This is a genomic window from Chryseobacterium cucumeris (assembly GCF_001593385.1).
Lineage (GTDB): Bacteria > Bacteroidota > Bacteroidia > Flavobacteriales > Weeksellaceae > Chryseobacterium > Chryseobacterium cucumeris.
The window spans coordinates 272,645-296,875 of the sequence record NZ_LUVZ01000034.1 but is presented as its reverse complement, the minus strand read 5'-3'; the positions used below and the strand labels follow the sequence as shown (position 1 = coordinate 296,875).

At 33.3% G+C, this 24,231-nt stretch carries 23 protein-coding genes; 13 read left to right on the top strand and 10 right to left on the bottom strand.

All coding sequences use genetic code 11. The features are described from left to right. Positions 1 to 76: 76 nt before the first annotated feature. Both A1704_RS16555 and A1704_RS16550 read left to right on the top strand, forming a co-directional pair. Positions 77 to 433 (top strand): winged helix-turn-helix transcriptional regulator, encoded by a 357-nt coding sequence (locus A1704_RS16555; RefSeq protein ID WP_062675186.1) that lies wholly within the window; start codon positions 77 to 79, stop codon positions 431 to 433. 110 nt (positions 434 to 543) lie between these two features. Then, positions 544 to 1,140: a Crp/Fnr family transcriptional regulator gene (locus A1704_RS16550; RefSeq protein ID WP_062675185.1), complete on the top strand. Its 597-nt coding sequence runs from the start codon at positions 544 to 546 to the stop codon at positions 1,138 to 1,140. Between the two features lie 29 nt (positions 1,141 to 1,169). On the opposite strand, the gene A1704_RS16545 is transcribed toward A1704_RS16550, so the two are convergent. Further along, positions 1,170 to 2,012, bottom strand: coding sequence for a universal stress protein (locus tag A1704_RS16545; protein ID WP_062675184.1), 843 nt, complete (start codon positions 2,010 to 2,012; stop codon positions 1,170 to 1,172). Beyond that, on the bottom strand, positions 2,009 to 2,485 hold the full coding sequence (locus A1704_RS16540) for a MarR family winged helix-turn-helix transcriptional regulator (RefSeq protein ID WP_062675183.1): 477 nt from the start codon (positions 2,483 to 2,485) through the stop codon (positions 2,009 to 2,011). The genes A1704_RS16545 and A1704_RS16540 overlap by 4 nt, the downstream gene beginning before the upstream one ends. A gap of 261 nt (positions 2,486 to 2,746) precedes the next feature. Here A1704_RS16540 and A1704_RS25090 point away from each other — a divergent pair, with 261 nt between their 5' ends. Continuing rightward, positions 2,747 to 2,842 carry a DUF488 family protein gene (locus A1704_RS25090; RefSeq protein WP_082798806.1) on the top strand — a complete coding sequence of 32 codons (96 nt, stop codon included), beginning with the start codon at positions 2,747 to 2,749 and terminating at the stop codon, positions 2,840 to 2,842. An 11-nt stretch (positions 2,843 to 2,853) separates the two neighbouring features. Here the strand turns inward: A1704_RS25090 and A1704_RS16535 are convergent, their stop codons facing one another. The 3 genes from A1704_RS16535 to A1704_RS16525 form a co-directional block, all read right to left on the bottom strand. After that, positions 2,854 to 4,059, bottom strand: a complete 1,206-nt coding sequence (locus A1704_RS16535) for an MFS transporter (RefSeq protein ID WP_062675182.1) — start codon at positions 4,057 to 4,059, stop codon at positions 2,854 to 2,856. A gap of 88 nt (positions 4,060 to 4,147) precedes the next feature. Next, positions 4,148 to 5,062 carry a helix-turn-helix domain-containing protein gene (locus A1704_RS16530; protein WP_062675181.1) on the bottom strand — a complete coding sequence of 305 codons (915 nt, stop codon included), beginning with the start codon at positions 5,060 to 5,062 and terminating at the stop codon, positions 4,148 to 4,150. A gap of 169 nt (positions 5,063 to 5,231) precedes the next feature. Further along, positions 5,232 to 5,747, bottom strand: coding sequence for a hypothetical protein (locus A1704_RS16525; protein WP_062675180.1), 516 nt, complete (start codon positions 5,745 to 5,747; stop codon positions 5,232 to 5,234). A 117-nt stretch (positions 5,748 to 5,864) separates the two neighbouring features. Here A1704_RS16525 and A1704_RS16520 point away from each other — a divergent pair, with 117 nt between their 5' ends. From A1704_RS16520 to A1704_RS16505, 4 genes are all read left to right on the top strand, one after another. Next, entirely contained in the window at positions 5,865 to 7,280 is a 1,416-nt protein-coding gene (locus A1704_RS16520) for an aminotransferase-like domain-containing protein (protein WP_082798805.1), read from the top strand. A gap of 305 nt (positions 7,281 to 7,585) precedes the next feature. Continuing rightward, positions 7,586 to 7,762 carry a histone H1 gene (locus A1704_RS16515; RefSeq protein ID WP_002978882.1) on the top strand — a complete coding sequence of 59 codons (177 nt, stop codon included), beginning with the start codon at positions 7,586 to 7,588 and terminating at the stop codon, positions 7,760 to 7,762. A 217-nt stretch (positions 7,763 to 7,979) separates the two neighbouring features. Then, positions 7,980 to 9,128 carry a carboxypeptidase-like regulatory domain-containing protein gene (locus tag A1704_RS16510; protein WP_062675179.1) on the top strand — a complete coding sequence of 383 codons (1,149 nt, stop codon included), beginning with the start codon at positions 7,980 to 7,982 and terminating at the stop codon, positions 9,126 to 9,128. A gap of 188 nt (positions 9,129 to 9,316) precedes the next feature. Then, positions 9,317 to 10,888 (top strand): M28 family peptidase, encoded by a 1,572-nt coding sequence (locus A1704_RS16505; protein WP_062675178.1) that lies wholly within the window; start codon positions 9,317 to 9,319, stop codon positions 10,886 to 10,888. Between the two features lie 294 nt (positions 10,889 to 11,182). On the opposite strand, the gene A1704_RS16500 is transcribed toward A1704_RS16505, so the two are convergent. Further along, the gene (locus tag A1704_RS16500; protein ID WP_062675177.1) at positions 11,183 to 11,521 is read right to left on the bottom strand and encodes a hypothetical protein; all 339 of its coding nucleotides are present in this window, start codon (positions 11,519 to 11,521) and stop codon (positions 11,183 to 11,185) included. 496 nt (positions 11,522 to 12,017) lie between these two features. Between A1704_RS16500 and A1704_RS16495 the strand changes: the two genes are divergently transcribed. The 4 genes from A1704_RS16495 to A1704_RS16480 all read left to right on the top strand — a co-directional run bounded on the left by A1704_RS16495 (position 12,018) and on the right by A1704_RS16480 (position 15,159). Then, on the top strand, positions 12,018 to 12,212 hold the full coding sequence (locus A1704_RS16495; protein WP_062675176.1) for a hypothetical protein: 195 nt from the start codon (positions 12,018 to 12,020) through the stop codon (positions 12,210 to 12,212). A 90-nt stretch (positions 12,213 to 12,302) separates the two neighbouring features. Beyond that, on the top strand, positions 12,303 to 12,722 hold the full coding sequence (locus A1704_RS16490) for a hypothetical protein (RefSeq protein ID WP_062675175.1): 420 nt from the start codon (positions 12,303 to 12,305) through the stop codon (positions 12,720 to 12,722). Between the two features lie 126 nt (positions 12,723 to 12,848). Continuing rightward, a complete protein-coding gene (locus tag A1704_RS16485; protein ID WP_162268228.1) occupies positions 12,849 to 14,276 on the top strand; it encodes a LuxR C-terminal-related transcriptional regulator in 1,428 nt (475 codons plus the stop codon). Between the two features lie 151 nt (positions 14,277 to 14,427). After that, a complete protein-coding gene (locus A1704_RS16480) occupies positions 14,428 to 15,159 on the top strand; it encodes a hypothetical protein (RefSeq protein WP_062675173.1) in 732 nt (243 codons plus the stop codon). A gap of 200 nt (positions 15,160 to 15,359) precedes the next feature. On the opposite strand, the gene A1704_RS16475 is transcribed toward A1704_RS16480, so the two are convergent. Further along, a complete protein-coding gene (locus tag A1704_RS16475) occupies positions 15,360 to 15,797 on the bottom strand; it encodes a hypothetical protein (RefSeq protein WP_062675172.1) in 438 nt (145 codons plus the stop codon). A gap of 1,052 nt (positions 15,798 to 16,849) precedes the next feature. Here A1704_RS16475 and A1704_RS16470 point away from each other — a divergent pair. Beyond that, positions 16,850 to 18,190, top strand: coding sequence for a LuxR C-terminal-related transcriptional regulator (locus A1704_RS16470; protein ID WP_157885778.1), 1,341 nt, complete (start codon positions 16,850 to 16,852; stop codon positions 18,188 to 18,190). 86 nt (positions 18,191 to 18,276) lie between these two features. On the opposite strand, the gene A1704_RS16465 is transcribed toward A1704_RS16470, so the two are convergent. The 3 genes from A1704_RS16465 to A1704_RS16455 form a co-directional block, all read right to left on the bottom strand. Next, positions 18,277 to 18,912 carry an HAD family hydrolase gene (locus A1704_RS16465; RefSeq protein ID WP_062675170.1) on the bottom strand — a complete coding sequence of 212 codons (636 nt, stop codon included), beginning with the start codon at positions 18,910 to 18,912 and terminating at the stop codon, positions 18,277 to 18,279. Between the two features lie 46 nt (positions 18,913 to 18,958). After that, the gene (locus tag A1704_RS16460; protein ID WP_062675169.1) at positions 18,959 to 21,082 is read right to left on the bottom strand and encodes a Tex family protein; all 2,124 of its coding nucleotides are present in this window, start codon (positions 21,080 to 21,082) and stop codon (positions 18,959 to 18,961) included. Positions 21,083 to 21,197: 115 nt separating this feature from the next. After that, on the bottom strand, positions 21,198 to 23,594 hold the full coding sequence (locus A1704_RS16455) for a hypothetical protein (RefSeq protein ID WP_062675168.1): 2,397 nt from the start codon (positions 23,592 to 23,594) through the stop codon (positions 21,198 to 21,200). A 373-nt stretch (positions 23,595 to 23,967) separates the two neighbouring features. Here A1704_RS16455 and A1704_RS16450 point away from each other — a divergent pair, with 373 nt between their 5' ends. Then, positions 23,968 to 24,165 (top strand): hypothetical protein, encoded by a 198-nt coding sequence (locus tag A1704_RS16450; protein ID WP_062675167.1) that lies wholly within the window; start codon positions 23,968 to 23,970, stop codon positions 24,163 to 24,165. Positions 24,166 to 24,231: the final 66 nt, after the last annotated feature.

Below are 24,231 nucleotides of genomic sequence, written 5' to 3'. Positions count from 1 at the left end.
TTTACTAATAAAAAGATAGTAGTTACCAAAAGGTTAGTAATAACATTTAGGTTAGTAACCAGTGAAAATAGAAACAATGGAAGAAGAAAAAATAGTGTATTCAAGGCCGCAATGCAGTAATCATCTGTCTGCTACAGAGGATGCTTTGTATGTTCTCGGAGGCAGATGGACCATCCGGGTGATGATTGCTATTCTGGGTGGTCATACACGCTTCAATGAACTCCAAAGAACCATCAGTGGCATTTCAGCAAGAGTATTATCCAGTGAATTGAAAAAACTGGAGGTTAATCATTTGGTTGAAAGAACCGTTATCACAGACCAGAAGCCGGTGTTGGTAGAATATGTTCCCACGGAATACAGCGAGTCATTGAAAGATGTGATTGCAGCACTGGCAGATTGGGGCGCAAAACATAAAAAGAAAATTACAGCCTGATAAGTGGGTAGAAGAGTGGTGTTGAAATTAGAAATACTGTGTTTTTGTGGTATTTGATAAGTTGTAGCATTGCTTGCACTTTAAGTATTTTTGCTCAAATTAGTAACAAGATGGTCATAAGCGAAGATTTATTATTTTCTCACGAAGCCACTCTGGAAAATTATGAAGCAGGAGATGCTGTTTTTCAGGAAGGTACTGCAGCGAAATATTATTTCCAGATCAGACAAGGCACCGTGAAACTGAATACGTTTTTGGAAGACGGAAAAGAATTTGTTCATGGGTTCCCCTTTGACGGGCATTGCATTGGTGAAAGCTATTTATTTACTGATCATCATTATGCCATTAATGCCATTGCTGTGACCTATTGTGAAATTATTAAAATTTCCAAAACCAAAGTTCTTGAAATACTGCTGGAAAAGCCCGAATTAATACTTGAGATTAATAAATATATGGCTGACAGAATGCATTTCAGGTTTATGATTTCCAGTTTTCTGGCCATTTCAGATCCTATCGTAAAGCTGATGAAGCTGTTTGATCATATTAAAAAATATTTCGGATTTCAAGAACCTTATTCATTTCTGGTTCCCTATACCAGACAGCAAATCGCAACCTTAACCGGTCTTCGGGTGGAGACGGTGATCCGGTATGTCAAGAAAATGGAAGAGCAGAAAATGGTTAAAATTGAAAGTACTAAAATTTATTATTAGCTTTCCGTTATTCACTTTCCGTTAGATTATTATTTTAAAATTAAAACAGGCTGATGGGTATTCTGGTAAATTCCCTCGGAAATACTTCTGCTTGCCAGATAGTACAAAAAGCTGTGTTTACCGGGCAGTGCTATAATAAGGTCTGCTTTATCGGATGCTGCAAAGTTCAGGATACCCTTGATAATATTTTCATCATGAGAATAATGAATGCTGCTTGGAATCTCTGTTAAATGTTCGCGGATATAATCTTCCAGTTCCTTTTTCTGGCTTTCGTCCTCTTTTTCGCGGCTATTGATATTTAAAAATGAAAGACGAACATCTTGTTTGTGAATAACAGATTTGTGATGAAACAGTCTTTCCAATCTTTTAATACCCTTGATATCACAAGGAATAAATATATTCTTAACAGTAGTATAATGATAGCTGTGCGGTACAATTAGTGTTTTTACAGGGCTTGTTCTGGCAATACTAATAATATGCTCCGAAACAAAACTCTCAGTTGTAGAAGTCTGATCATCACTTCCCAGAATAATCAGTTCTACAGACGGCTCATTTTTTAAAAGCTCATTAATACTTCTGGTTAATGTCCAGTCACTCAATACCTTGGAAACCTTTATTTCTGGTGATTTTTCAGCGACAATTTTCATCAGCTGAGCGAATAGCAATTCTGTCCTTTGCAAGAGATTATTCACACTTTCTTCATTCACAAATGAATGCCCTTCTGCGATATGCAGATAATCAAATTCAGATTCTCCTGCGGTTTTGAGCAGGATAATATTTTGATATTCGTAGGCTTTTGCCCAATCTGCTGCAATTCTTACTGCATTTTCCGTAGTTGATGTAAAATCAACAGGTACAAGGATTGTTCTCATATTGTATGATGTTTTGGTCCTGATTCTTCCAGGTTTGCGGTCATTTTTTTTACCAAAAGCAGAGCTTTGATGATTTCTTCTTCCTGAATGTCATCAGCTGCCTTTTTATAAAGATCCAATGCCCAGGGATAAACAGTTTCTACAATCTGTTTACCTTTTGGAGTTAAAAAGATCTGTTTATTTCTGCGGTCATTTCTATCAGCTATCCGTTCAACAAGATTTCGTTTAACAAGACTATTGATAAGATAAGTAATACTTGACTTGTCTTTGCTTACTTTATTTCCTATTTCCTGCTGGTTGATACCACAATTTCTTGATAGCAAGCCGAGGATTTCAATCAGTTCAAAAGACAAATCCGAATCATATTCATTAATAATGGTCTGAATTTTCTGTCGAAGACGGCTTTTCATTTCACTCATGGCAAGGCCAAGTTCCAAAGCAAGTTCTGATATGTTATTCTGTTTTACGGACATCCTTTTATAATGATATAGGAGGCTAAAGCGCCTTTCCAAAGGGTTTTTAGCATGACTTATTATAACAAATATACGAAAAATTAGTTTTAATTGAAACTAATTAATTATGAAATATTACATTGTAAACAAAGGAAACGTGAATCTACAGGAACAGGTTTTGCACTCTTAAATGTAGTAAAAGGTGTTAATTTAAAAATCTTACTCCGTCAACAGGATTAAGACTTCATGAAAGTAATCTTGAGAATGATTTCCTAAAACAACATGGAAAAAATTACCTTGCTATATGCTGCTAAAGACGATGAGCATTGTCATGCGATTATTTTGAAAAAATACCTTGAAAGTATACAACAGATATAAAAAAACAGAGACTAGTTCTCTGCTTTTTCTTTTTTAACGGCCTGGTGCATAATAAGAATGATCCCCAAGAGGAAACATGCAATAATCAGATAACGCCATGAAAGCCCTTTTTGATCCGTTACAGTTCCGCTTACCGAGATGATAAAACTTGTTACAGAAGTGATCACATATACCAATCCGCCCATCAATCCACCGGCAGTACCTGCATTTTTCGGAAAGTAAAGCATACTTGTCGTAAAAAAGGAGGTAAATAAAATTCCGGAACATATATGAATAAAAAAGGCAAATGGAATCATAATAAAAAGGCTTTCTGCAAAATAGCTGGTAGTGATCAACCCTGCAATCAGAATCAGCTGAAGAAGGATAGGTTGCAATATTCTTGGTTTAAAATCAAGAGTCAGCCTGCGTTTTCCTATAAAACCTCCAATCATCCACGAAAATCCTAAGATTAACGTACAGTATCCAATGACTACCGGTGTAAAATGAAAAGTGTTTTCAATAATAAATGGTCCGGTAATATTAAATAACATTACGATAGAGTAGCTGAGCCCCAAAATGAAAATACCCAGCATGAAAATTCTGTTCTTAAGCATCATTTTGTAAAGACTTATATTCTCTGAAAGATCCAGCTTCTTTTTTTGGGGAAGGCTCTCTCCGCTAAAAAACCACTCAAAAAGAAACAAAAATCCGGCATAAGCTGCCAGAAAATAGAAATTAGCATGCCAGTTAAAGATTTTCTCAAGATATCCACCAAGGAAAGGCGCCAGAATAGGACCACAAGACCAGACAATAGTAAAATAACTCAAATAATGTTTTACCTTTTCCGCATCGTAAATATCCACAAAAATAGCACGCGTTGCCACAACAAGTACTGAAACCGCAGCTCCCTGAAGAATACGAAGCAGACAGATCAGTAAAATACTGTTTGTCATCGTAATTAAAATACTGGTCAGAATCAACAGGAATAATGCTATTAATTTGGGACGGTAACGACCAATGCTATCAAGAATTCCTCCTACAAACAATTGGGAAATTCCGTAGCTCAACAGATATGAAGTCAGGGTAATTTGAATATCTTTTTCCGAAACCATCATTTCTTTGGCCATAGAAGGGAACGATGGTAAATAAATATCAGTGACAAACCCGGAAAGCGGGATAGACACGAAAGCCATAATGGTAATTAATCTGATTCTTTGCTCAGATGCTTCTCTCAACATATTCATTCATTTTTTACATTGCAAAAATAAGTCAAGAAATACAAAACCGGATTTTAAAAGACAAAGTAAAAATTACAAAAATCAAATATTAAGATAAATTCTTAAACTTTAAGGGTGAAGTGCGGGCATACTTTTTAAAAAAATTATTAAAATGAGCAGGCTGGTCAAACCCTAAAGTATAGCCTATCTGGGCAATATCCCAATTGGTATACTTCAGCAGGTTTTTAGATTCTTCAAACATCTTTTCTTTAATAATCTGTGTTGTAGTAAGGTTCGTTACAGATTTCACCGAGGAATTCAGATGATTGACATGCACATTCAGATGCTCGGCAAAATCAGAAGGTGTTTTTAATGCCAGTGGATAAGCAGGAGAGTCCAAAGGAAACTGTTTGTTGAGCAACTCATCGAATAACTTGTATAAACGAACATTTGCAGGAAGTTCATGGGGATTGATGTCTTCCACGCGGTTTTCCAGCGCAAGATGCATTACAGAGGCTAGATTGCTTTTAATGCTGCTGCAACGGAAAGGATAGGGAGAATTGTTCATTCTGTAAATCTGATCAAAATAAAGAGTAGCCAGCTGAGCTTGTTCTTCTGTCAGGAAAATAACAGGCTTGCTCCATTCCTTGAACATTGACGTTTTTTTAAACAGGTTAAATTCTGAATTTCCATTAAAAAACTCCTGGTTGAACAAACAAAAATATCCTTCCTGTACATCGCTTTCACACTCCCATGAATACGGAATACTGGGAGAAGGGAAAAATAAAGCAGGACCATCTATATACAGTTGATGCGCACCATAATGAATAGTGCCTTTTCCAATGATAAAGCTTATTTTATAATAATCACGACGGTTGTAAGGACTTTTGAAACTACAGTATCTCCGCATAGAGATATTGAAGTGGGATTTTCCGGTTTCAAAATCCTCAGAATCAAATATTTTAATCTGATCTTTACGGATGCGTCTGTAATAATCTTCTATCGTTTCCAGCTGATCACTCATAGGTAAAAATTATAAAAATCAAAGATAAGTAAACTATTGTTTGCTTAAAATAATTTTAAATGAGATAATAGAAATAGTAATTATAGCTTTGCTCAATAGTATCAATACTAAGGTAACAAACTATTTATTATAAACTATCTGTGCAAATCTGTGGGCGAAAATAATTAAATCAACTTTTATTAATTTCCATTTCTAAAATATGAGAAGGAAGTTGAAAAGGTCCGGCCTTTGTACTGCTTGCTGCCACAAATCCGGATTCTTTTAAAAATGCTGCAAGCGGATCATGATCAAGCATATTGATCCAGATGATATCTGTGAAACTCACTGCGGATCTGCATTTCTTCCAAAGAGACTGTCTTGTTTCCGGAGAATCAAACTCTGATAGAATTACAAAGCTGATTTCTGTAGCTCTTTTCCCTTCAGGGACTCCTGGGTGTAAAGAACCACTTTTTATAATGCTGTATCCGATTGGCTTCTGGTCAGCATAGGTCATAATCAGTTGATTGGAAAGATTGTTCAGGTCATTGATCATTTTTCTCGGATCAATTTCGTGCTGAATATATTTTTTGATGTCTTCCTCACTTACAAACTCTTTGTACAATGTATAAACGGAAGAATCGATAATGGTTATAAGATCAGAAATTCCCTCTTCAGAACCCACTGTAAATTTTGAAATGATATCCATAGAATTTTTTTTATTCAAAATTATAAGATTAATCTATTCAAAAAGGATACAGTTCACTAAAATATCATCGGTACAGAAAGGTATTTTAGTAAATTTGTTCAGTACAGTTGTTGTGTTATGATGAAATCTTATAAGTACGAAATTTTTACGGCTGAAATAGAGAAGCAGATCTACAGTGGAATTTTACAGGAAAATGACAGCCTTCCCTCCGTTCGTGATATCAAAGAAAAATACAAACTGAGTACAAGCTCTGTGCAAAGTGGATTTGAATACCTTATGATTAAAGGATTGATCAGAAGCCATCCACGGTCTGGCTATTTTGTCACAGGAATTCAGGAGGAGAATATTCCGGAAATAAAGACTCAACTTCCGGCAGTGGTGAGGGATGAAGTATTTATGAAAAATATGATACTTACTTCCAAAAGAACTTCAGAATTCAGCTCTTTTAACACGGCGGTGCCCGGAGATCTTCTGATTCCGCAAAAGCTTATTCTCAGAACAATGCAGGAAGTCATTCGGGAGAAAGGAGCATCATTGCTCAGGTATTATCCTTCAAACGGATTGGAGCCATTAAGGAAATATATTGCAAAACAAATGGGAACTTATGGCTGTATATTAAATCCAGACGAAATAATTATCACTGATGGCGCTCTGCAGGCCCTTACAATTGCTTTGAAATCGGTTACAAAAGCACGCGATGTAGTGGCTGTTGAGAGTCCATGTGTGTTTTCTGTATTGGAAGTCCTTGCTCATCTCGAACTGAAAGTCATTGAGATTCCTGTGCATTATAAAACAGGCTTTGATGTTGAATATTTTCAAAAAATCTGTAAGGAAAATAAAATCAGCGCTCTTGTCACTACTCCCAATTTTCACAATCCCACAGGTGTTATAATGAATGATGAAACTAAAAAAGAAATTCTGAGTATAGCAGAAATTCATCAGTTCTGTATTATTGAGAATGATATGTATTCCGATCTTTATTTTGAAGAACAACGACCGCAAAGTATAAAAAGCTTTGATAAAAAGGGAATTGTGATGACGTATTCATCCTTTTCAAAGACGTTAGCTCCAGGAATTCGTTTAGGCTGGTTGCATGCCGGAAGTTTTTATGCAAAATCTGAAAGAGTAAGATTTGCTTTAGGGCGTTCGGTTTCTCCCATTTATCAGGAACTGGTTCTGAAGCTGCTACAGGGAAACTGTTATGAAAGACACCTTCGGGTATTCCGGAAAAAACTCAATAAGCAGGCTGTTCAGGTATTGGATATTTTAAGAAAGTCCTTTCCTGAAGGTTCTTATTTTCACAGACCGAGAGGTGGTTACAGTATTTGGGGAAAGCTTCCTGAGAATACGGATATGAAAAGATTCTATCAGTATTGTGAAGAGCATCAGATTTTGTTTACTCCCGGAAATACCTTTTCGTTCACTGACAGATACCATGATCATTTCAGGATTGTTTTTGCCGAAAGAATTACTTCTGAAAGCATTGTTTTATTAAAAAATGCAGGTAGGAGAGCGAAAGAACTGCAGTCTTGAACCATTAAAAATAATTAACTATGATAAGGAAATCAAAAAAACAATAAATAAGCTTTTTTAAGAAAATCTTATTTATTGTTTTTTTGATTCTTATTGATTTTGAGTGGTTTATTTAAAATTTTACGTTGGCTGTATATAATACCCAACTATATGGCTGATTTTCTACAATAATTTGATTTTATTTTAAAAATTAAATTGAATTTAGGAAAGACTCAGAAAAAATGATTAAATCCATTATTTTTTTTCGACACAATTAGGCTGGAATCACCATAAAACCTATATTTGCAGCCTAAATTTTTAAATAAATGAAAGAACTAATTGAAAAAATCAACGCAGAATTTGAAGCGTTCACAACTGAGGCAAACCAACAAGCGGAAAAAGGAAACAAGGCAGCTGGTACAAGAGCTCGTAAAGCAGCTTTGGAACTTAGCAAATTGTTCAAAGAATTCAGAAAAGTTTCTGTAGAAGAAGCAAAGAAATAATTCACCTTTAGCCGGCTTTTGAAGCCGGTTTTTTTATTTCCGAATACAATAACTGTTTTAGCGTGAAATATGTTAAAAATTCCCAGTTTTAGAATGTGTTTTGCTGAATTTAAATAGTTAGTGTTAAATAGTATTAAAGTGTATTAAATTTCTATTCGTCTATGCGCTTCCAGGTTTATATTTGTGGTATTAATTAAAACTAATATAACAAATAACCATGAAGCCCTTTTATCTTCTATTCATTTTCTTTTTCGGTTTTTTTTCTGCACAGAAATTAAGAGTAGTTGATTCCGAAAATGGAAATCCTATTCCCAATGCAAGAATTATCCTTCAGGATCAAATCATTTATACCAATGAAGATGGTTTTGCTCCAGTGAATCCAGATGCTGTTAATTTTGAAGTTTCTGCTTCGGGTTTTCAAAAAGAGAAAATACAAGCCTTTAACGCTCAGGTAAAACTTAAACCTATCTATAAAAATATCGATGAGATCAAAATCATCAATGTAGACATTAAGAAAATATTTGAAGACATCAATAAAAATTACCATAAAAAATATTATGATGATCCTTCTCTTTATGACGTTGTATACAAGGAAAAAGGTTTTGATAACAATAAACTCTACTTTCTGGTCATTGCAGAAGCGAAGTTCTGGAGTAAAAATAACCAATATAATTTTAAAGATGGTTTTCGTAAAAACTATGATGAAATCCTCCAGATGCAGCTGAATAGCGTTAAATATCTGAAGAAAGTAAATACTGATAGTATTTTCACGGGAAAAACCGATGAGTTTTCTCATGAATACCTAGGAAACCTTTTCCTGAATTATGAACTTTACAGAACACTCCAGCATTTAAGAATGAAGGACTGTAAATATAACGGAAGGTTGATTTTTGAGGAAGGTGATGAACAGTTGATTACCTTTAAAATAGAGTCGGGAAGGGGAATTCAGATGAACGGGGAATTTAAATATAATAAAGCAGACAAAGTGATTACTTATTTTGAAACGCATTATTTTCAGACAGATTTTCCTACCATGAAGAAAATGACCACAGATGGAAGAGAATTTCAGTACAAACTTGGGGATGCCACGCTGATTTTTGATTTTTATAAGAAAGACGGTGTCTATGTACCTGCATTGACGAAGTTGGAAGGAGATGGTTTTACCGTTTTTTATAAAGATGAGACCCATGTAAGGAAATTCAGTCGTGAAATTATCTTTACTACTTTTACCAAAACCGATAAGAAAGGACTTAATCCGAAGGTTGATTTTAATATCAGTATCTGGAGTAATGTTCCTGTAAAAGAAGAAAAAGCTGGAACAACAATCCTTTCCAAGGAGGAACAGGCGTTTCTCAATGAAAAATAAAGTGTCATCTCTAAAGGCCATAAGACTGTCATATTGATGGCCTTTTTTATTAATTATAGCTTCTTTCGGAATTTTATTATTTCTTTTGAACGAAAACATTGATTATATAATTAAAAAACCTCTTTTTTAGGCTTAATCCTTCACTATCTCCCTAATTTCTTTTATCTTTAAACCAATCAATAAATAGTATGAGGATAAATAGATTTTTTGCAGTGCCTGCGGTAATGCTGGCCGCTCAGTTTTCATGGGCTCAGGTAAAGGTTGACCCAAAAGAAAGGCTTAGCCCTATCGTAAAAAGTTTTGTAGATGAAGTAAATAATAATTCCCAGCTGGAGAATCTGGCCTCTGAACTGCTGGATGGGATCGGACCTCGCCTTGTAGGAACTCCCGAAATGCTGGCCGCAAATGAATGGAGTGCCAATAAACTTCGTTCCTGGGGAGTAGATGCCAATCTTCAACAATTCGGAACCTGGAAAGGATGGCAAAGAGGGACGACTCATGTTGATATGACATATCCGCGCATAAAATCCCTTTCCGCAACGCAGCTGGCATGGAGTCCGGCTACTAAAAAAGCAATTGAGGCGGAAGTGATTATCCTTCCAAAAGTATCTTCTAAAGCTGAATTTGATCAATGGCTTCCTTCTGTGAAAGGGAAAATTGTATTGATGGCACAATATCAGAAAATAGGACGCTCTGATGAGCAGATTAAAGAATTTGCCACTCCTGAATTGTATGAAAAACTTAAAGCTGAAAAAGAACAGGCTACCAAAGATTTTACCGCTTTTATAAAGAACATAGGTTATGATAATAACACGCTGCCGGAGGCATTGGAAAAAGCAGGGGCGGCAGGTATTGCTATTTCAAACTGGACCGGTATTATGGGAGCTAACAGGATCTTTGGAGCGAAAACAACCAGAATTCCAATGATTGATATCGACGTGGAAGACTATGGAATGCTTTATAGAATGGCGGAAAAAGGGACTCAGCCTAAAATCAAAATTGATGCTCAGTCAAAAGTGCTTCCTGAAGCCAAAAGCTTTAATACAATCGGAATGATCAAAGGAAAGGAAAAGCCTGATGAATATGTGATTCTTTCAGCTCACCTTGACTCATGGGACGGAGCTCAGGGAGCTACAGATAATGGAACCGGCACAATCACCATGCTGGAAACCATGAGAATTCTGAAAAAATATTATCCGAATAATAAAAGAACTATTGTCATCGGACTTTGGGGAAGTGAGGAACAGGGATTAAACGGTTCGAGAGGCTTTGTAATGGATAATCCGCAGATTATTAAAGGGGTACAGGCTGCTTTTAATCAGGATAACGGAACAGGGCGCGTTGTCAATATCAGCGGGCAGGGATTTGTAAAGGCTTATGATTACGTAGGAAGATGGCTTGATGGCGTTCCAAAAGCTGTAAGAAGTCATATTAAAACTGACTTTCCGGGTATGCCTGGCGGAGGAGGTTCTGATCATGCTTCGTTCGTGGCAGCAGGAGTACCAGGAATTTCTTTAGGTTCTCTGAACTGGGGCTATTTTGGATATACCTGGCATACAACGAAAGATACTTATGACAAGATCGTTTTTGATGAGGTCAAAAATAATGTGATTTTAACTGCGGCATTAGCTTATATGGCATCCGAAGACCCTGAATTCAGCAACCGAGAAAAAAGAGTAATGCCTCAGGATGAAAAAGGAGAGACTGTAAAATGGCCGGAAGTAAAAGAGCCTAGAAGAAGCTCTAAAGATTATAAATAGTTTTCTTTATTTGAAAACACGAAAAGAATAGATGTGATATTCTGATATACTATTCTTTTTTGACCGTTATTAGCTAAAACATTTATTTTATAGTTAAATAATATCTGTTGTTAGCCAATAACGGTTTTTTTATTATGAATTTTCTAAGAAATAGAATGTTTCTCATAACCTAAACCTAATAGTGATAAGATTTTGTTATCTTTAATATGAGATATACTTTAAACGGGCTATAAGAAGTATATTGTTTTAATCAGAAATGGATTTCATAATAAATGTATAGAGGATGCGAATTGATTAAATATTAAATAAATTTTTCCATTTTGCAACGGTATTGCGACTCAGCTTAAAATGTAGAGCCAATTGCGTATTATTAAGATAATTCTTTTTTTGATATTCAAGAATTTTATAGATTGTTTCCTTATTGTAAGAGCGGTGTGACTGATTAGCCTTAATGTTTTGGCTATAGTTAAATATGATGCTGTTAATTTCTATTACATCAAACGCTGACAGATTCTTCTTCGATAAAATTTTTGCGCATTCCTGCTTTTTTTCCGGATATTTCATATCAACAAGATCACTGTAAATTCTTTTGTAATCAGGCGTCATTGAGGGCGATTGTTTGTGATGATTCATGATGTAGATTTATCAATTTATAGTCCTTTTTTAGTAAGCTGTTTTTTGAGTACAAATAAATACTAGAGTTCATAAATTAATTAAAGAGGGTGTCTCAACCAATCATAAGAATGCCTTCAATATTTGAAAATAATAAAGTAAACTGCTTTTCAGCTTTACAATAGCTTTATTCTTTAATGCTGCTTACGACTCTAGTATTTGGTCTTAATATTAACTCAACAATAAAAAGTGTATAACATTTGTGTTTTAATGTAAATGTATATTTCTATTCTAAATATTGCAAAATTTTATATACATCATTTATACATCTTTTTTTAAATGGCAAAAACAGACCAAAATCTATCACCAGTATAAGCTAATTAATTCCTAAAATAATTCAAAGGTATTTACTTGAAATCATGCATGTTTCATTGTGCTGTATCTGTGATGTATGTGTTATTTAATACATCGCAATGCTTATTTTATACTTTTACGACGAAACAAAAAGCAGTATAGTATGGAAAAAAAGAATGTATTAACCTTGTTAGTATTGTATTCTCCTGATACGTATTCCCAAATCGGGATTAATACTACTGATGCTAGAATTACTCTGGATATAGCAGGAGCTCCTACACAACCAGCTATACTGGTTAATCCCTTTTCCAATGCAAGAGTAAAACTCGGAGTTAATTCCAATGGCTCCACCATGTAGACAGCAAAATCCAAATTTGTTGATCAGAATAATGTTATCTAAAGTTTTGATATGTGAGTAGTACGGGCTTTTACATATAACAAATAAACAATGAAAAATATCATCATAATTTTAATAAGTACACTACTAATCTCTTCGTGTACTGTAAATAATACGCAAAAAAATATTTCTTATAAATCAGCAAGGAAGTATTTTGCTAAAAATACCTATGATAATAAAGATTTTACTGAAAAAATAATGAGTTCACAGGAGGAGTTCGAACGACTTTTTGGAGCTGCAGCAACAATGGGTACCGATGGGAAACCAACGCCTATTGATTTTTCAAAAGAAAATGTACTTGCTCTCATTTACCCTAAAACCAATTTGGAAGTGAAAATTATTCCTGTAAGTCTTCAGGAAAATAAGCAGAATACAGTGTATTCTTATAAAGTGCTTGAAGGTGCTCCAAATGGTTTTATCACTATTCCCAACACAATTATTATCATTCAAGAACCAAATTCAAAAAAATAATTTTTCATAAAATAAAAGAATGATAACGGGAAATATTTCCGTATCAATTCAATCTAGTATTGACAGAACAGTATTTGAATATACAATATGATCAGAGCGAGTATAAAAAGAATATTTCAATTTTTAATGATGGTATTTACCTGTCTGTCTATTTTCACTGTCTTATATTCGCAAAATTATACTCCAGGGCAAATAGACAATGCATTAATAATTAAATCAGAGAATCTTAGAATAAGAGGTCAGAAAAAAGAATTAATTTCTTTAAATGAAAAATATATTACTATTTCCAAAAATCAGAATTATCTAAAAGGGGAGATTTTAGGTTATATCAATATTGCTAATATTTATGGAACTATAGGTGATTACAAAAATTCTTTTTATTATTTACAGAAAGCTGAAAAGAAAATTAAAAAGATTAATAGTGCTTATTTATCTGCAAAGCTTTACCAGGAGTATGGACAGGTGAATTATGTTATTGGTTTATACGTAAAAGCTTTGAAATACAATGCGCAGTCTATTTATTATGGTAAGATGATTTCTAATCATAGCGAAAAGGAAATATTATCAGGAATTTATGCAAATAGGGCAGATTTTCTGCATAATGTTCACCAGGATGACTCCTCACTCATTTATTTGCACAAAGCATTAAAAATAAAATCAAGCCCGGTAATTAATTCATTGATAGCAGATCATTATATGGTTTATAAAAAAAATATAGATTCTTCTTCATATTATTTAAATAATGCATTGAAGCTATTGCAGAAAATGAATTACTGGAATATTCAAAGAGGACAGACCTATTACTATTATGGAAATTTTTTAAATAAGAATAAAGAGCCTGAAAAAGCATTGTTGTATTATGAAAAATCTGTTGCCATTCTAGAGAAAACCAAGAGAGTATATAATATTCCTCTGCTTTATAAGACAATTTCAAGTACTTATAGTGAATTAAATGATGAGGAGAAAGAAAAGGAATATCTTGAAAAGTATACTAAACTAAAAGATAGTTTGAGTAGAGTCTGCAACGAAAGTGTTAACACTTCAATTGATGAAATTATAAGAGAAAAAGAATCTGAAAATACTTCAAAAAAGAATTTGTTTTTATTTTATAATATTGTGGTGTTTTGTCTTATTGTTATTTTGCTTTTTGTTTATATCCGTTATCAGAAGAATAAAAGCATTATAAAACAGAAGGAATTTGAGGCTCATGTTTTAAAAGAAAAACTCACTCACTCTTACGATTGTATTATTGATCTGGCTAAAAAAAATGATCCTAATTTTCTCAATAAATTTCAGGAAGCATATCCGGACTTTGTTAAAAAGTTGTTTGCAATAAATTCTAATTTGTCGAAATCTGATTTAACGTTTTGTGCAATGATATGGTTGGGATTTTCATCAAAAGAAATTGCACAATATACTTTTGTGGAACATCGATCTGTTCAGAATAAAAAGAACAGGCTTAGGAAAAAATTAAATATTTCTTCAGATGTTGATCTGTACCTTTTCTTTAAAAATCTTTCTGATGGTCACGCTGAAAATAGTATATCAACATGATGTGTTATTTCTTTAAAATAAAATATGTAAACACTGTTTTTTAGCTTTATAGCTGTTGTTTCTAAATGATGTATTTGTGATGTAGGTGGGTTTTGCCGCAAAAGCAGTATTGTGTTATATTTTTGCAAAAGTTTAAAATACAATACTAATTATGAAAAAGAAGGTTATACTTGTTACAAGTATTTTTTGTTCCTTATGTTATTATTCCCAGGTTGGAATTAACACATCTACACCTATGAAAGCACTGCATGTCAACGGAGCTTTGCAGGTTGTAAATGAACTGAATGTGGGAGGGACTGCTTCTACTGCCGGTTCGGCAGGAGTTGCCGGACAGGTTCTTAAGTCTAACGGACCAGGAGCTGCTCCCACATGGCAGAATCTTGCAGGGGTTCCCACTTCTACAGGGACAGTTATTGTAGTAAATGGACAATTTCTGGTGGCTCAGGAAATTATTGTACAAATGACCGCTGATTTTACCTCTGGCCCAGACGTTCCAACGGCTGTAGGAAACCTTACTAATGAGGTTGTGGATAATGAAAACCAGTATACGGGTTCAGCAGCAGGTAATTCATTTAATATATCTGCTGACGGAGTGTACCAGATAACAATGAATGCACAGTTATCAACAGTTAATGGATCATCTCCTGTAATAGGTATCTGGGATAATACAGCCGGTAACTGGGTGGCCCGTGTTAATGATCTGTTTACAGCAACCACGCCGGGTTTGCAAACCTATACGCTGCTTACTTCTATTCCTATGCTGGCTGCTCATACTTATTCATTCAGGGTTAGCAATTCAGATAATGTAACGATTAAGTATTTAAGCTCTGGTTCTACAGGTTCTGGTCCTGTTACGCAAATGTCTTTACGAAGATTGAAGTAGAGTCTTTTATTTAAATTACTATTACTATATAATATAAAAAAACAGACTAAATTTTTTAGTCTGTTTTTTTATATATCTTATTCTTTTTTTTTCATTCATTGCTTTTTTAACAATTTATTGCATAAGCATAAATGATAGATTTAATTTATCTATGATAAATTGGCATTAAAGTACAATATAATTACACAAAAATTGAGTTCTTACTTGTTTTTATCTGCATACTTTGCAATCCATTTATAGAGTGTCGTTTTGGGAATTTTATAATCATTTATTATTTCCAGCTTTGTTTTCTTTCCTGTTTCAATTTGTTCCAGGATAAATTCTATAATTTCCTTAGTGTAGATATTTTTCCTGAATTCAGGTAAAGACGATATTTTTTTATGAGAAGCATTAGGCGAAAATTCCTTTTTAGGTGGAGAAAAGAGGATAAGATGTTGTGAGTAGGCCCGGAAAAAATCATACTCTAACAGTTTGCTCCATCTCAATAATTTATCAGTTGTCAGATCTTCTTCAAGGAACATTTTTTCAATTTCAGATTCAGTACATTTCATAAAATTACATGCTCTCTGCATGTCCAATGCTTCTTCCAGAAACTTAGCTTTAATAATGCTGCCAATATGTATTTGTTTAAAGTTCAAAATAAACGGTATTATATGATTAAAATTATTTTCGCAAAATTGTAAACCTTAGGGAATTTATTGTGTCGATGTTAAAAAGAGTCTGAATTATAATGAATATCATCATAATTATAGATAGACAATCTTAATTCCTACTTGAGAAGATAAATAAGAGTAAAATTTTTCATCATTTTTGTTTTGTTCAAATTTAGCATGGATTATTTTTCTTTTATCAAATAGTCATACAACATAAGTACATCATTTTTTATCAAATGTTTATGGATCAAAAAAAAACTCCCGCAAAACGGGAGTAGCAACTTTGATCAGTATTATAGATCTCTATAAAATCAAAAATGAAAACTGATTGTGTTATTAAAATATTAAAAGAGTTTGTTTTTTTGTGGGAATCAAACACTTTAGCCAGGTTGTTAATCTAACAATATGTATTTGTGTTTATGTGTCAAATAGTGTTAAAAAAAATTCCTGGATTAAATTTATGTCTGATATTTTAAGTAAACAAAATTTTAGATACATCAAAGGTACATCAATTAATTTTTGACTTGATAATAGAGGGATTCTAGATGATGAAAGATCTTTCCTGAGAATGATCATAGAGTTTTATACAAGAGAGAAATTTATCAGATTGTTTCCAATATCAAATAGTTTGTATTGTGTAAATCAAAATATAGTGAAATTTATATATTTAAATATTATTTCATTAATGATTTTTATATTAATTATTATATAGTGTTTATTTTAGAGAATATATTTGTATTTTAACTAAATTTGGGAGTAATTTATGATTGTTTTTGTTAATATTTTTATTTTATTTAATTTTGTGGTAACGAAATTGTAATTGTATAATTTGGATGGGAAATTTATATCATATTCTGTTAATTTATTTATTTTAAAGATTGATATTATTTTTTTGTCCCTTTGAAACTTATTATTAATTTACTATGCAAACACTAAAGCTTAATCAATTTTTGAAAATATTGGTAAGCATTCTGATATACCTTTCATTTTCTACGTTGCTCTATTCTCAGGCATATACACATAAGTATATAGACAGTATGCTGATAAAAGTTAATGAGGATTTAAGAATAAGCGGCAGAAAAAAGGAATTGATTGACCTTAATAATAAATTTTGCAATATCAGTAAAAAACAAGATTATAAAAAAGGGGAGATACTTTCATATATTAATTTGGGTAATATTTATGCTACTGTTGGAATGTATGAAAAAGCATTCAAATATCTACAGGTTGCTGAAGAAAACCTTGAAGGGATTGATGATTATTATTTGCATACGAAATTATATCAGGAGTATGGTCAGGCTAATTTTGTAATAGGACTTTATAAAAAAGCAGTTAAGTATAATTCGAAATCCATTTATTATGGTAAGCAAATAAAAGATCAACATGATCGAGAAATTTTATCTCTGGTTTATGCTAACAGGGCTGACTTTTTAAGAGAAAGTAATTCAATTGATTCTTCTTTAATCTATTTACACAAAGCTTTAGAGATAAAGCCTACACCGGTTATCAATTCCACGATTGCTAATCACTATATGCTTTTTGCTAAAAATGAAGATTCAGCACAAATGTATTTTAACAGAGCGTTTTCTCTTTTAAAACAAAGAGAGTACTGGGATCCTCAAAGAGCTCTTACTTATTTCTATTATGGCAATTTTTTATTTGAAAGACAGGATTATACTTTGGCTTTAGACTATTACATTAAATCAGTGGAAATACTCAAAAAAACACGAAGAGTTTATCAGATTCCTATGTTATATCAAACTATTGCCAAGACCTACAAAAAATTGAACAATGCCTCCAAGGAAAAAGATTATCTGGAGAGATATGCTAAATTAAACGATAGTCTGGGAAGGGTGAGGGATGAATCCATAAATAATTCTGTTGATAAAATAACTCGGGAAAAGGAGAAAGATGATGTAGACCAACAGAACTCAACCATACTGTATAACGTAATCATTTTTTCATTATTTTTCATTATTATTATTGTATATTATGTCTATAATAAAAGGATTACTAAAAAACGTAAAATCATAGAGGAGAAAGAATTAGAGACAGAACTTTTAATGAAAAAAATGTCTGTTGATGATGAAAGGCTTGTGTCTTTAGCCAGAAAAAATGATCCTTTATTTTTTAATGAATATCAAAATGCTTATCCTGAGCTAGTTGGAAGACTTTTAGAAATTAACCCGAAACTATCAACCAACGAACTTTCATTTTGTGCTATGATACAACTTGGCTTTTCTTCTAAAGAAATTGCTCAATATGGATTTATGCAGCACAGATCCGTACAAACAAAGAAAAACAGGTTACGAAAAAAATTACATATTCCATCCGACGTGGATATATATTTTTTCTTACAAAATTTAAATTCAAAATAATGCTTTTAACAGTACATACGGTATCTTTACAGCAACTTATCTGAAAATAAAAAGGCTTCCATGAAAAGAAGCCTTTGTGTTATAATTTAAATATGAACTTTCAGTTGTGAAAAGGTAAGAATTGCCGGTTCATATAATGGATCAGCCAGTTTTCCAAACCCATATTTGCAGAAAATAAATGATAGTCCATTGGATGTTGCTGAATTATAATCGGTTTGAGTATCGCCAATGTAAACGGAATCTTTGGTAGATAACTGATTTCTTTCCATAAGAAACTGTATGTTTTCAGATTTATTTTTTTGGGTTCGTCCGTGAGACTCAAAATCAACAAACAGATCATTGAATTGATAATAATCTAAAAATGATTCAATATATCCATCCTGACAGTTGCTCACTATGAAAAGTGCATAAGTATTGGCCAGATTCTTTAAAGTTTCTTCTACGCCATCGTATAAAGTCCCGCCTTCTAAGTGAAGTGTTTTATTTTCTTCGGCTACAATTTCAGAAAGGATTTCTTTAGCTTGCAGATCCGGAATGCCGGGAATAATATCTTTTACAATATCATGGGCTAACAGTCCCATATACTGATCCATGTCTTTGGTTTTCAGCTCTCTTTGGATTAACTCATGTTTGATCAATATCTTATTCCAGATTTTGATGATGGTAGCTCTGGAATCCCATAATGTTCCATCCAGATCGAAGATTAGATTCTTTGTTTTCAAAATGACTAATTTGTGGTTTAAATTTAAGTAGGGTAACGTTTAAAAATTACAAAATCATAGTCAGCTGGACTCTTTTTCTTGCTTCATCTACTTCTGTTACTTTTACACGAACATGTTGATGAAGTTTTACAACCTCATTTACATCTGATACGAATCCTTCTTTCAGCTGGGAAATATGAACCAGTCCGCTTTCTTTGATTCCAAGATCCACGAAACATCCAAAAGCGGTAATATTATTGACAATTCCCGGAAGAATCATTCCTGCTTTTAAATCTTTAATGCTTTTGACATTCGGGTCGAATTCAAATACTTTTGCTGCTTTTCTTGGATCTAGTCCCGGTTTTTCAAGTTCTTTTAAAATATCCTTAATTCCTAAGATTCCAACTTCACCTGTAATGTAGTTTTCGGGTTTTATCAGGGCTATTTTTTCTTTATTGGCTATCAGTTCATTGGTTTTAATACCCAAATCTTTTGCCATTTTCTCTACAATTCCATACGCTTCCGGATGTACTGCAGAGTTATCCAGTGGGTTTTTGGCATTGGTGATTCTCACGAAAGCTGCGGCTTGCTGGAAAGCCTTTTCTCCAAGTCTTGGAACTTTCTTTAGCTGTTTTCTATCTTCAAAAGCTCCGTTTTCAGTACGGTAATTCACAATGTTTTCTGCCATTTTTTCTCCGATTCCGGAAACATAACTTAATAGTGATTTGCTAGCAGTATTTAGATTAATTCCCACGGAATTTACACATTTCATCACGGTAGAATCCAGCTCATTTTTCAACTGGGTCTGGTCTACATCATGCTGATACTGTCCAACCCCGATGGATTTGGCATCAATTTTTACCAATTCCGCCAACGGATCAGAAAGCCTTCTTCCGATAGAAACTGCTCCACGTACTGTTACATCATATGATGGAAATTCATCTCTTGCAATTTTACTTGCAGAATAAACGGATGCTCCTGCTTCTGAAACTACAAAAACCTGCAAAGGTTTATCAAAAGCAATTTTTTTTATGAAGAATTCTGTTTCGCGGCTTGCTGTTCCATTACCAATAGAAATCGCTTCGATATGATACGCATTCACCATAGAACGGATCTTTTTCATAGCCATTCCGCTTTCATTTTGCGGAGCATGAGGATAGAGGGTTTCGTTGTGTAATAGATCTCCCTTTTCATCCAGGCATACTACTTTGCATCCGCTTCGGTATCCGGGATCTATTGCCAGAATCCTCTTTTCTCCTAAAGGCGGAGCAAGAAGGAGTTGGCTTAAGTTCTCAGAGAAAATTTCAATGGCTTTTTTGTCTGCTTTTTCTTTAGCTTCCTGTAAGGCTTCATTTGAAATAGCAGGTTCCAGAAGTCTTTTATAACTATCTTTTATGGCCAGTGCAATTTGTTCAGAACTTTCATTATTAGATTTGATAATGGCCTTTTCAATAAAATCAATGGCTTCTTCCTTGTCTATTCCTACATTTGTTTTTACAAAACCTTCTGCTTCTGCTCTGAGCATGGCTAAAAGCCTGTGAGAAGGAGTTCTGCTAAGGCTTTCTTCCCATTCAAAATATTGGGAGAATTTCTGGGCTTCTTCTTCGTCTTTTTTAGCTTTTACAACCTTGGAGGTAACTACTGCTTTGCGCTGAAATAGTCTACGAAGGTTTTTACGGACATACATGTTTTCGTTAATCCATTCTGCCATGATATCTCTTGCGCCTTGAAGCGCTTCTTCTTCAGAAGCAACTTCATTGTTCAGGTATTTTGAAGCCAGAAACTGAATGTCATTACTTTTCTGGCTCATAATGATTTTAGCTAAAGGTTCCAGGCCTTTTTCCTTGGCTGTATCAGCTTTGGTTTTCTTACGCTTTTTATAAGGCAGATAAAGGTCTTCTAGCTCCTGGATGTCAAAGCTTTCTTCTATTCTCTGTTGAAGTTCAGGAGTCAATCCATTCTGTTCTTCTATTGATTTTAAAATAGATTCTTTTCTCTTAACAATTTCATCAAATTGCTTACTGATTTTTGAGATCTGTTCGATTTGTGTTTCATCAAGGTTTCCGGTTTTATCTTTTCGGTAACGGGAAATAAAAGGAATGGTACAGTCTTCAGATAATAGTTGTAAGGTATTGTTGATGCTCTTTTCAGAAATATTGAGCTGTTTCTGTATAAATTCTACGGTCGTCATTGTTCTGTTTTCGGAAAGCTAAAATAGGGTTTTGGAATGGAAAAAATGAAGTTGAAATATAAAAAAGCCTGATTACAGAAAATGTAACCAGGCTGTATGATAATTTTTAAATCAATTAAGGCAGAATTTCATTATAGTAAAGAGGTGTTTCATTATTTTTATCATATCCCATTATAATGATTTTGTATTTCTTAGCATCATCATTGTTATAAAACTGGATATGTGAAGGTTCTGGAGATTGATCTTCTAAAAAAGGGTTCCAGTAAAGAATACTTCTGGTATCTTGGGGAATACTTTTAAAACTGTCATTTTCATAAATAGGATTGTCAAAAGGAATCTCTTTATTATATCCGTTTAACGTTATTTTTCTTAACTGTGAAGGTAAACTTTTATCGATTGTTTTTCCTGAAGGACCGTTTCTTTTGGTGTAAATTGCGATAATACCTAATTCTCCTCCAAAGACTCCCACAATAGACCCTTTGCTTACTTTTACCATTGCAATTTCTGACATAGGTAAACTGGATATTTGTCCCGGGTCAACATTTACCTCGTCTAGGAATACACCGGCTACACTCCCTCTGATGTAAGGTATATAATCTCCATTCTGGAATTGAACATTAAGTCCGGCAACTTTACCCTGCAACCACTGCAAGATATTAGTTGAACCTTGGAGATTAGGATTGTTAACAAAATCAAAGACGCTTTCGTTAATACTTGTGAAAAGAGAACTACTTAACTGCTTATTTAATTTTTTTGTTTTATCTTTTAATTCACCCTTTAACTTTACTTCTGTAATATTGATAACTTTATCGCTGATGGCTTTTTGGGTATTAAGGGCTGTGACAGCTCTGGCAACTTCATTCGAGGGTTGTTCATTGGCAGAGCGAGGTGTTAATTGATAGGATGTTAAAGGTAAACTCTTTTGATAAGGGATAAACTCATAACTAGGTTGAAAAAAAACAGTATAATTAGGGTCAGGCTGCTTGGTATTTAATTGATAGGAAAATTTCATTGAATCTTCAAAAAGCAGATTATTCAATGTAAAAAAACCATTGCTGTCAGATTTTATCTGAAAAATCTGAGGACCTGAGTTGGTATCGAAAATTAAATTTAAATCTGTATTAGGAGAAGGTTTTCCCTGAACATTAATCTTTCCTTTATAAGAAAGGAAATTTTGTGGTTCATATTTAATAACAGGGTATTTTCCAGACATAATGGATTGCCAGTCAAATCTTTTCCATTTTTCTGAAATTAGAAGGGCATCCAAAGCATCTGTATTGCACTGGGGGGAGAAATACTGAGCAGGTTTGGAAATTTTTGATGTAATATCTCCAGTAAGCCAAAAAGAACTCAACAAGTTTTGATCCTCCTCAGTATTGCTAGCCTCGGCCTCAGTTATTAAGACAGTATAATTGGGATGATTTAAATTTTTAGAAATATCAAATGAGCTCTTACCACGGGGGGTGCTGTTTAGAGAAAGAGATTCTAAAGCAGGTTTTTTGACTTGTAAAGAGTGTGGCTGAACAAAAGATAATCTGCTCGCTATAATATTTTCTTTATCATCAAAAACGGTAAGTTGTAAAATACCATTAACAAGTTGATTGTAAGAAATAGGGTATTGAGCATCATTTGAAATCTTGCTAATTTTAGCTTTATAGACCAATTGATTAGCCATTGTTCCTATTATTTTAAAATATTTAGAACCTTCCGGTAAGTTTTTTGATTTTAAAGAATAAGTAAGCTGGTTTTTATCGCTGGTTACTTGAAGGTTGATTCCTGATGGTGAAACATCTGGAAGAGAAATGTTTTGAGTTTGTCCCTGACTATCCTGAACAATCAACTGATATTTTTTTCCAATCTTTGGGGTAAGGTTGAATAAGCCGACATTTTGGTCCAGTCCTTTGAATGTAGAAATCTTTACATTTGGATTGTCTGTATCAGTTATATATCCTTCCCATTTGGAAGGAGCTTCTCCATTTGACTGTAGTCTTACTGCAAATTTGGTGTTGATTCCATCTATGAAGCTTCCACTTTCAGGATGCACAGATGCTGTCCAATGAGAATCACCGTTTACAATTAATTTTTCGGGAGAAGTGGGATTGTATATGGGGATAGGTTTTACGAGCTGAAAATCTTCACTGAAGTTTGCCATCCAGGTAGTGTAGGCTCTGATGTAATATACATCTTCCTTTAAAGAATCCGGTAAAGAAATGCTTCCATTTCCTTCTCCATTTATTAATGGAAAAAGTTTTTTACTAATTTGAGTCTTATTTTTGTCATACAATTCTATAAATAGAGAGCTTGATGTGTTTGTAGTAGTATATCCATCAAATACGAAAGCTTTAAACCATAAATTATCTCCTGCAACAAAACTTTTTTTATTTAATAATAAATGTATTTTTTCCTGAGGATATTTCTGTTCAAGAGTTTTAATTGCTTCTTCAGCTTTTGTTTGTGCATTGATACAATACATTGTGCTTATTGCAAATGCTGTTATTAGTTTTTTTGACATGTTTGTATGAAAACTTGTGTTTTTGTTATGAGGCAGTAAAATTACATTTTTTATGCTATATGAAAACAGAAAAAATATATTCATTTAAAATGGTAGAAATAATAATTTTTAGATATATGGAATAGATAGTTATAGTAGAATCTATTAATATAGTTTTAAATAATAGAAAACTAATGTTTAATTTTTTGTTTGCGATGTGATCATGTTTAAATATTTACTTATTTATGCTTGCTAAAATCTAATAACCGCAATAATAAACATGAGAAAAATATTTACATTATTCATTTGTTATTCTTTTATAATATCTTGTACAGTCACGGAATATGAGGAGCCTAAAAAGTGTAATTGCACAGTACAGAAATATGAGCGGACCGTGATTTTAAAAAACGGCAATGACGGTACTTATAGTGATTATTCTGACACAGGATGGGTAGTTAAGGGAAACCCACAGAAAGATAATTCTGCTGGATGCTCAAGAAATGGAACTCAAAAGGATACGGAATTCTACAGTAGTTACGATTCTCAATACAGATGGGATGTATATCGTAAATGGGTGTATGATTGCAAATAATTTGAATAAATTTATATTTCTTGATATATGTTAAGATGATGCAAAGCAGGTTTTTCTATTTTTGTA

Bases quoted from the DNA above. Each gene is read 5' to 3' on its own strand.
- A1704_RS16540 (WP_062675183.1), bottom strand. From the start codon at position 2,485: ATGTCCGTAAAACAGAATAACATATCAGAACTTGCTTTGGAACTTGGC.
- A1704_RS16495 (WP_062675176.1), top strand. From the start codon at position 12,018: ATGGAAAAAAAGAATGTATTAACCTTGTTAGTATTGTATTCTCCTGAT.
- A1704_RS16500 (WP_062675177.1), bottom strand. From the start codon at position 11,521: ATGAATCATCACAAACAATCGCCCTCAATGACGCCTGATTACAAAAGA.
- A1704_RS16530 (WP_062675181.1), bottom strand. From the start codon at position 5,062: ATGAGTGATCAGCTGGAAACGATAGAAGATTATTACAGACGCATCCGT.
- A1704_RS16520 (WP_082798805.1), top strand. From the start codon at position 5,865: ATGATGAAATCTTATAAGTACGAAATTTTTACGGCTGAAATAGAGAAG.
- A1704_RS16470 (WP_157885778.1), top strand. From the start codon at position 16,850: ATGCTGATAAAAGTTAATGAGGATTTAAGAATAAGCGGCAGAAAAAAG.
- A1704_RS16545 (WP_062675184.1), bottom strand. From the start codon at position 2,012: ATGAGAACAATCCTTGTACCTGTTGATTTTACATCAACTACGGAAAAT.
- A1704_RS16515 (WP_002978882.1), top strand. From the start codon at position 7,586: ATGAAAGAACTAATTGAAAAAATCAACGCAGAATTTGAAGCGTTCACA.
- A1704_RS25090 (WP_082798806.1), top strand. From the start codon at position 2,747: ATGGAAAAAATTACCTTGCTATATGCTGCTAAAGACGATGAGCATTGT.
- A1704_RS16490 (WP_062675175.1), top strand. From the start codon at position 12,303: ATGAAAAATATCATCATAATTTTAATAAGTACACTACTAATCTCTTCG.
- A1704_RS16455 (WP_062675168.1), bottom strand. From the start codon at position 23,594: ATGTCAAAAAAACTAATAACAGCATTTGCAATAAGCACAATGTATTGT.
- A1704_RS16510 (WP_062675179.1), top strand. From the start codon at position 7,980: ATGAAGCCCTTTTATCTTCTATTCATTTTCTTTTTCGGTTTTTTTTCT.
- A1704_RS16525 (WP_062675180.1), bottom strand. From the start codon at position 5,747: ATGGATATCATTTCAAAATTTACAGTGGGTTCTGAAGAGGGAATTTCT.
- A1704_RS16460 (WP_062675169.1), bottom strand. From the start codon at position 21,082: ATGACGACCGTAGAATTTATACAGAAACAGCTCAATATTTCTGAAAAG.
- A1704_RS16555 (WP_062675186.1), top strand. From the start codon at position 77: ATGGAAGAAGAAAAAATAGTGTATTCAAGGCCGCAATGCAGTAATCAT.
- A1704_RS16480 (WP_062675173.1), top strand. From the start codon at position 14,428: ATGAAAAAGAAGGTTATACTTGTTACAAGTATTTTTTGTTCCTTATGT.
- A1704_RS16535 (WP_062675182.1), bottom strand. From the start codon at position 4,059: ATGTTGAGAGAAGCATCTGAGCAAAGAATCAGATTAATTACCATTATG.
- A1704_RS16485 (WP_162268228.1), top strand. From the start codon at position 12,849: ATGATGGTATTTACCTGTCTGTCTATTTTCACTGTCTTATATTCGCAA.
- A1704_RS16550 (WP_062675185.1), top strand. From the start codon at position 544: ATGGTCATAAGCGAAGATTTATTATTTTCTCACGAAGCCACTCTGGAA.
- A1704_RS16505 (WP_062675178.1), top strand. From the start codon at position 9,317: ATGAGGATAAATAGATTTTTTGCAGTGCCTGCGGTAATGCTGGCCGCT.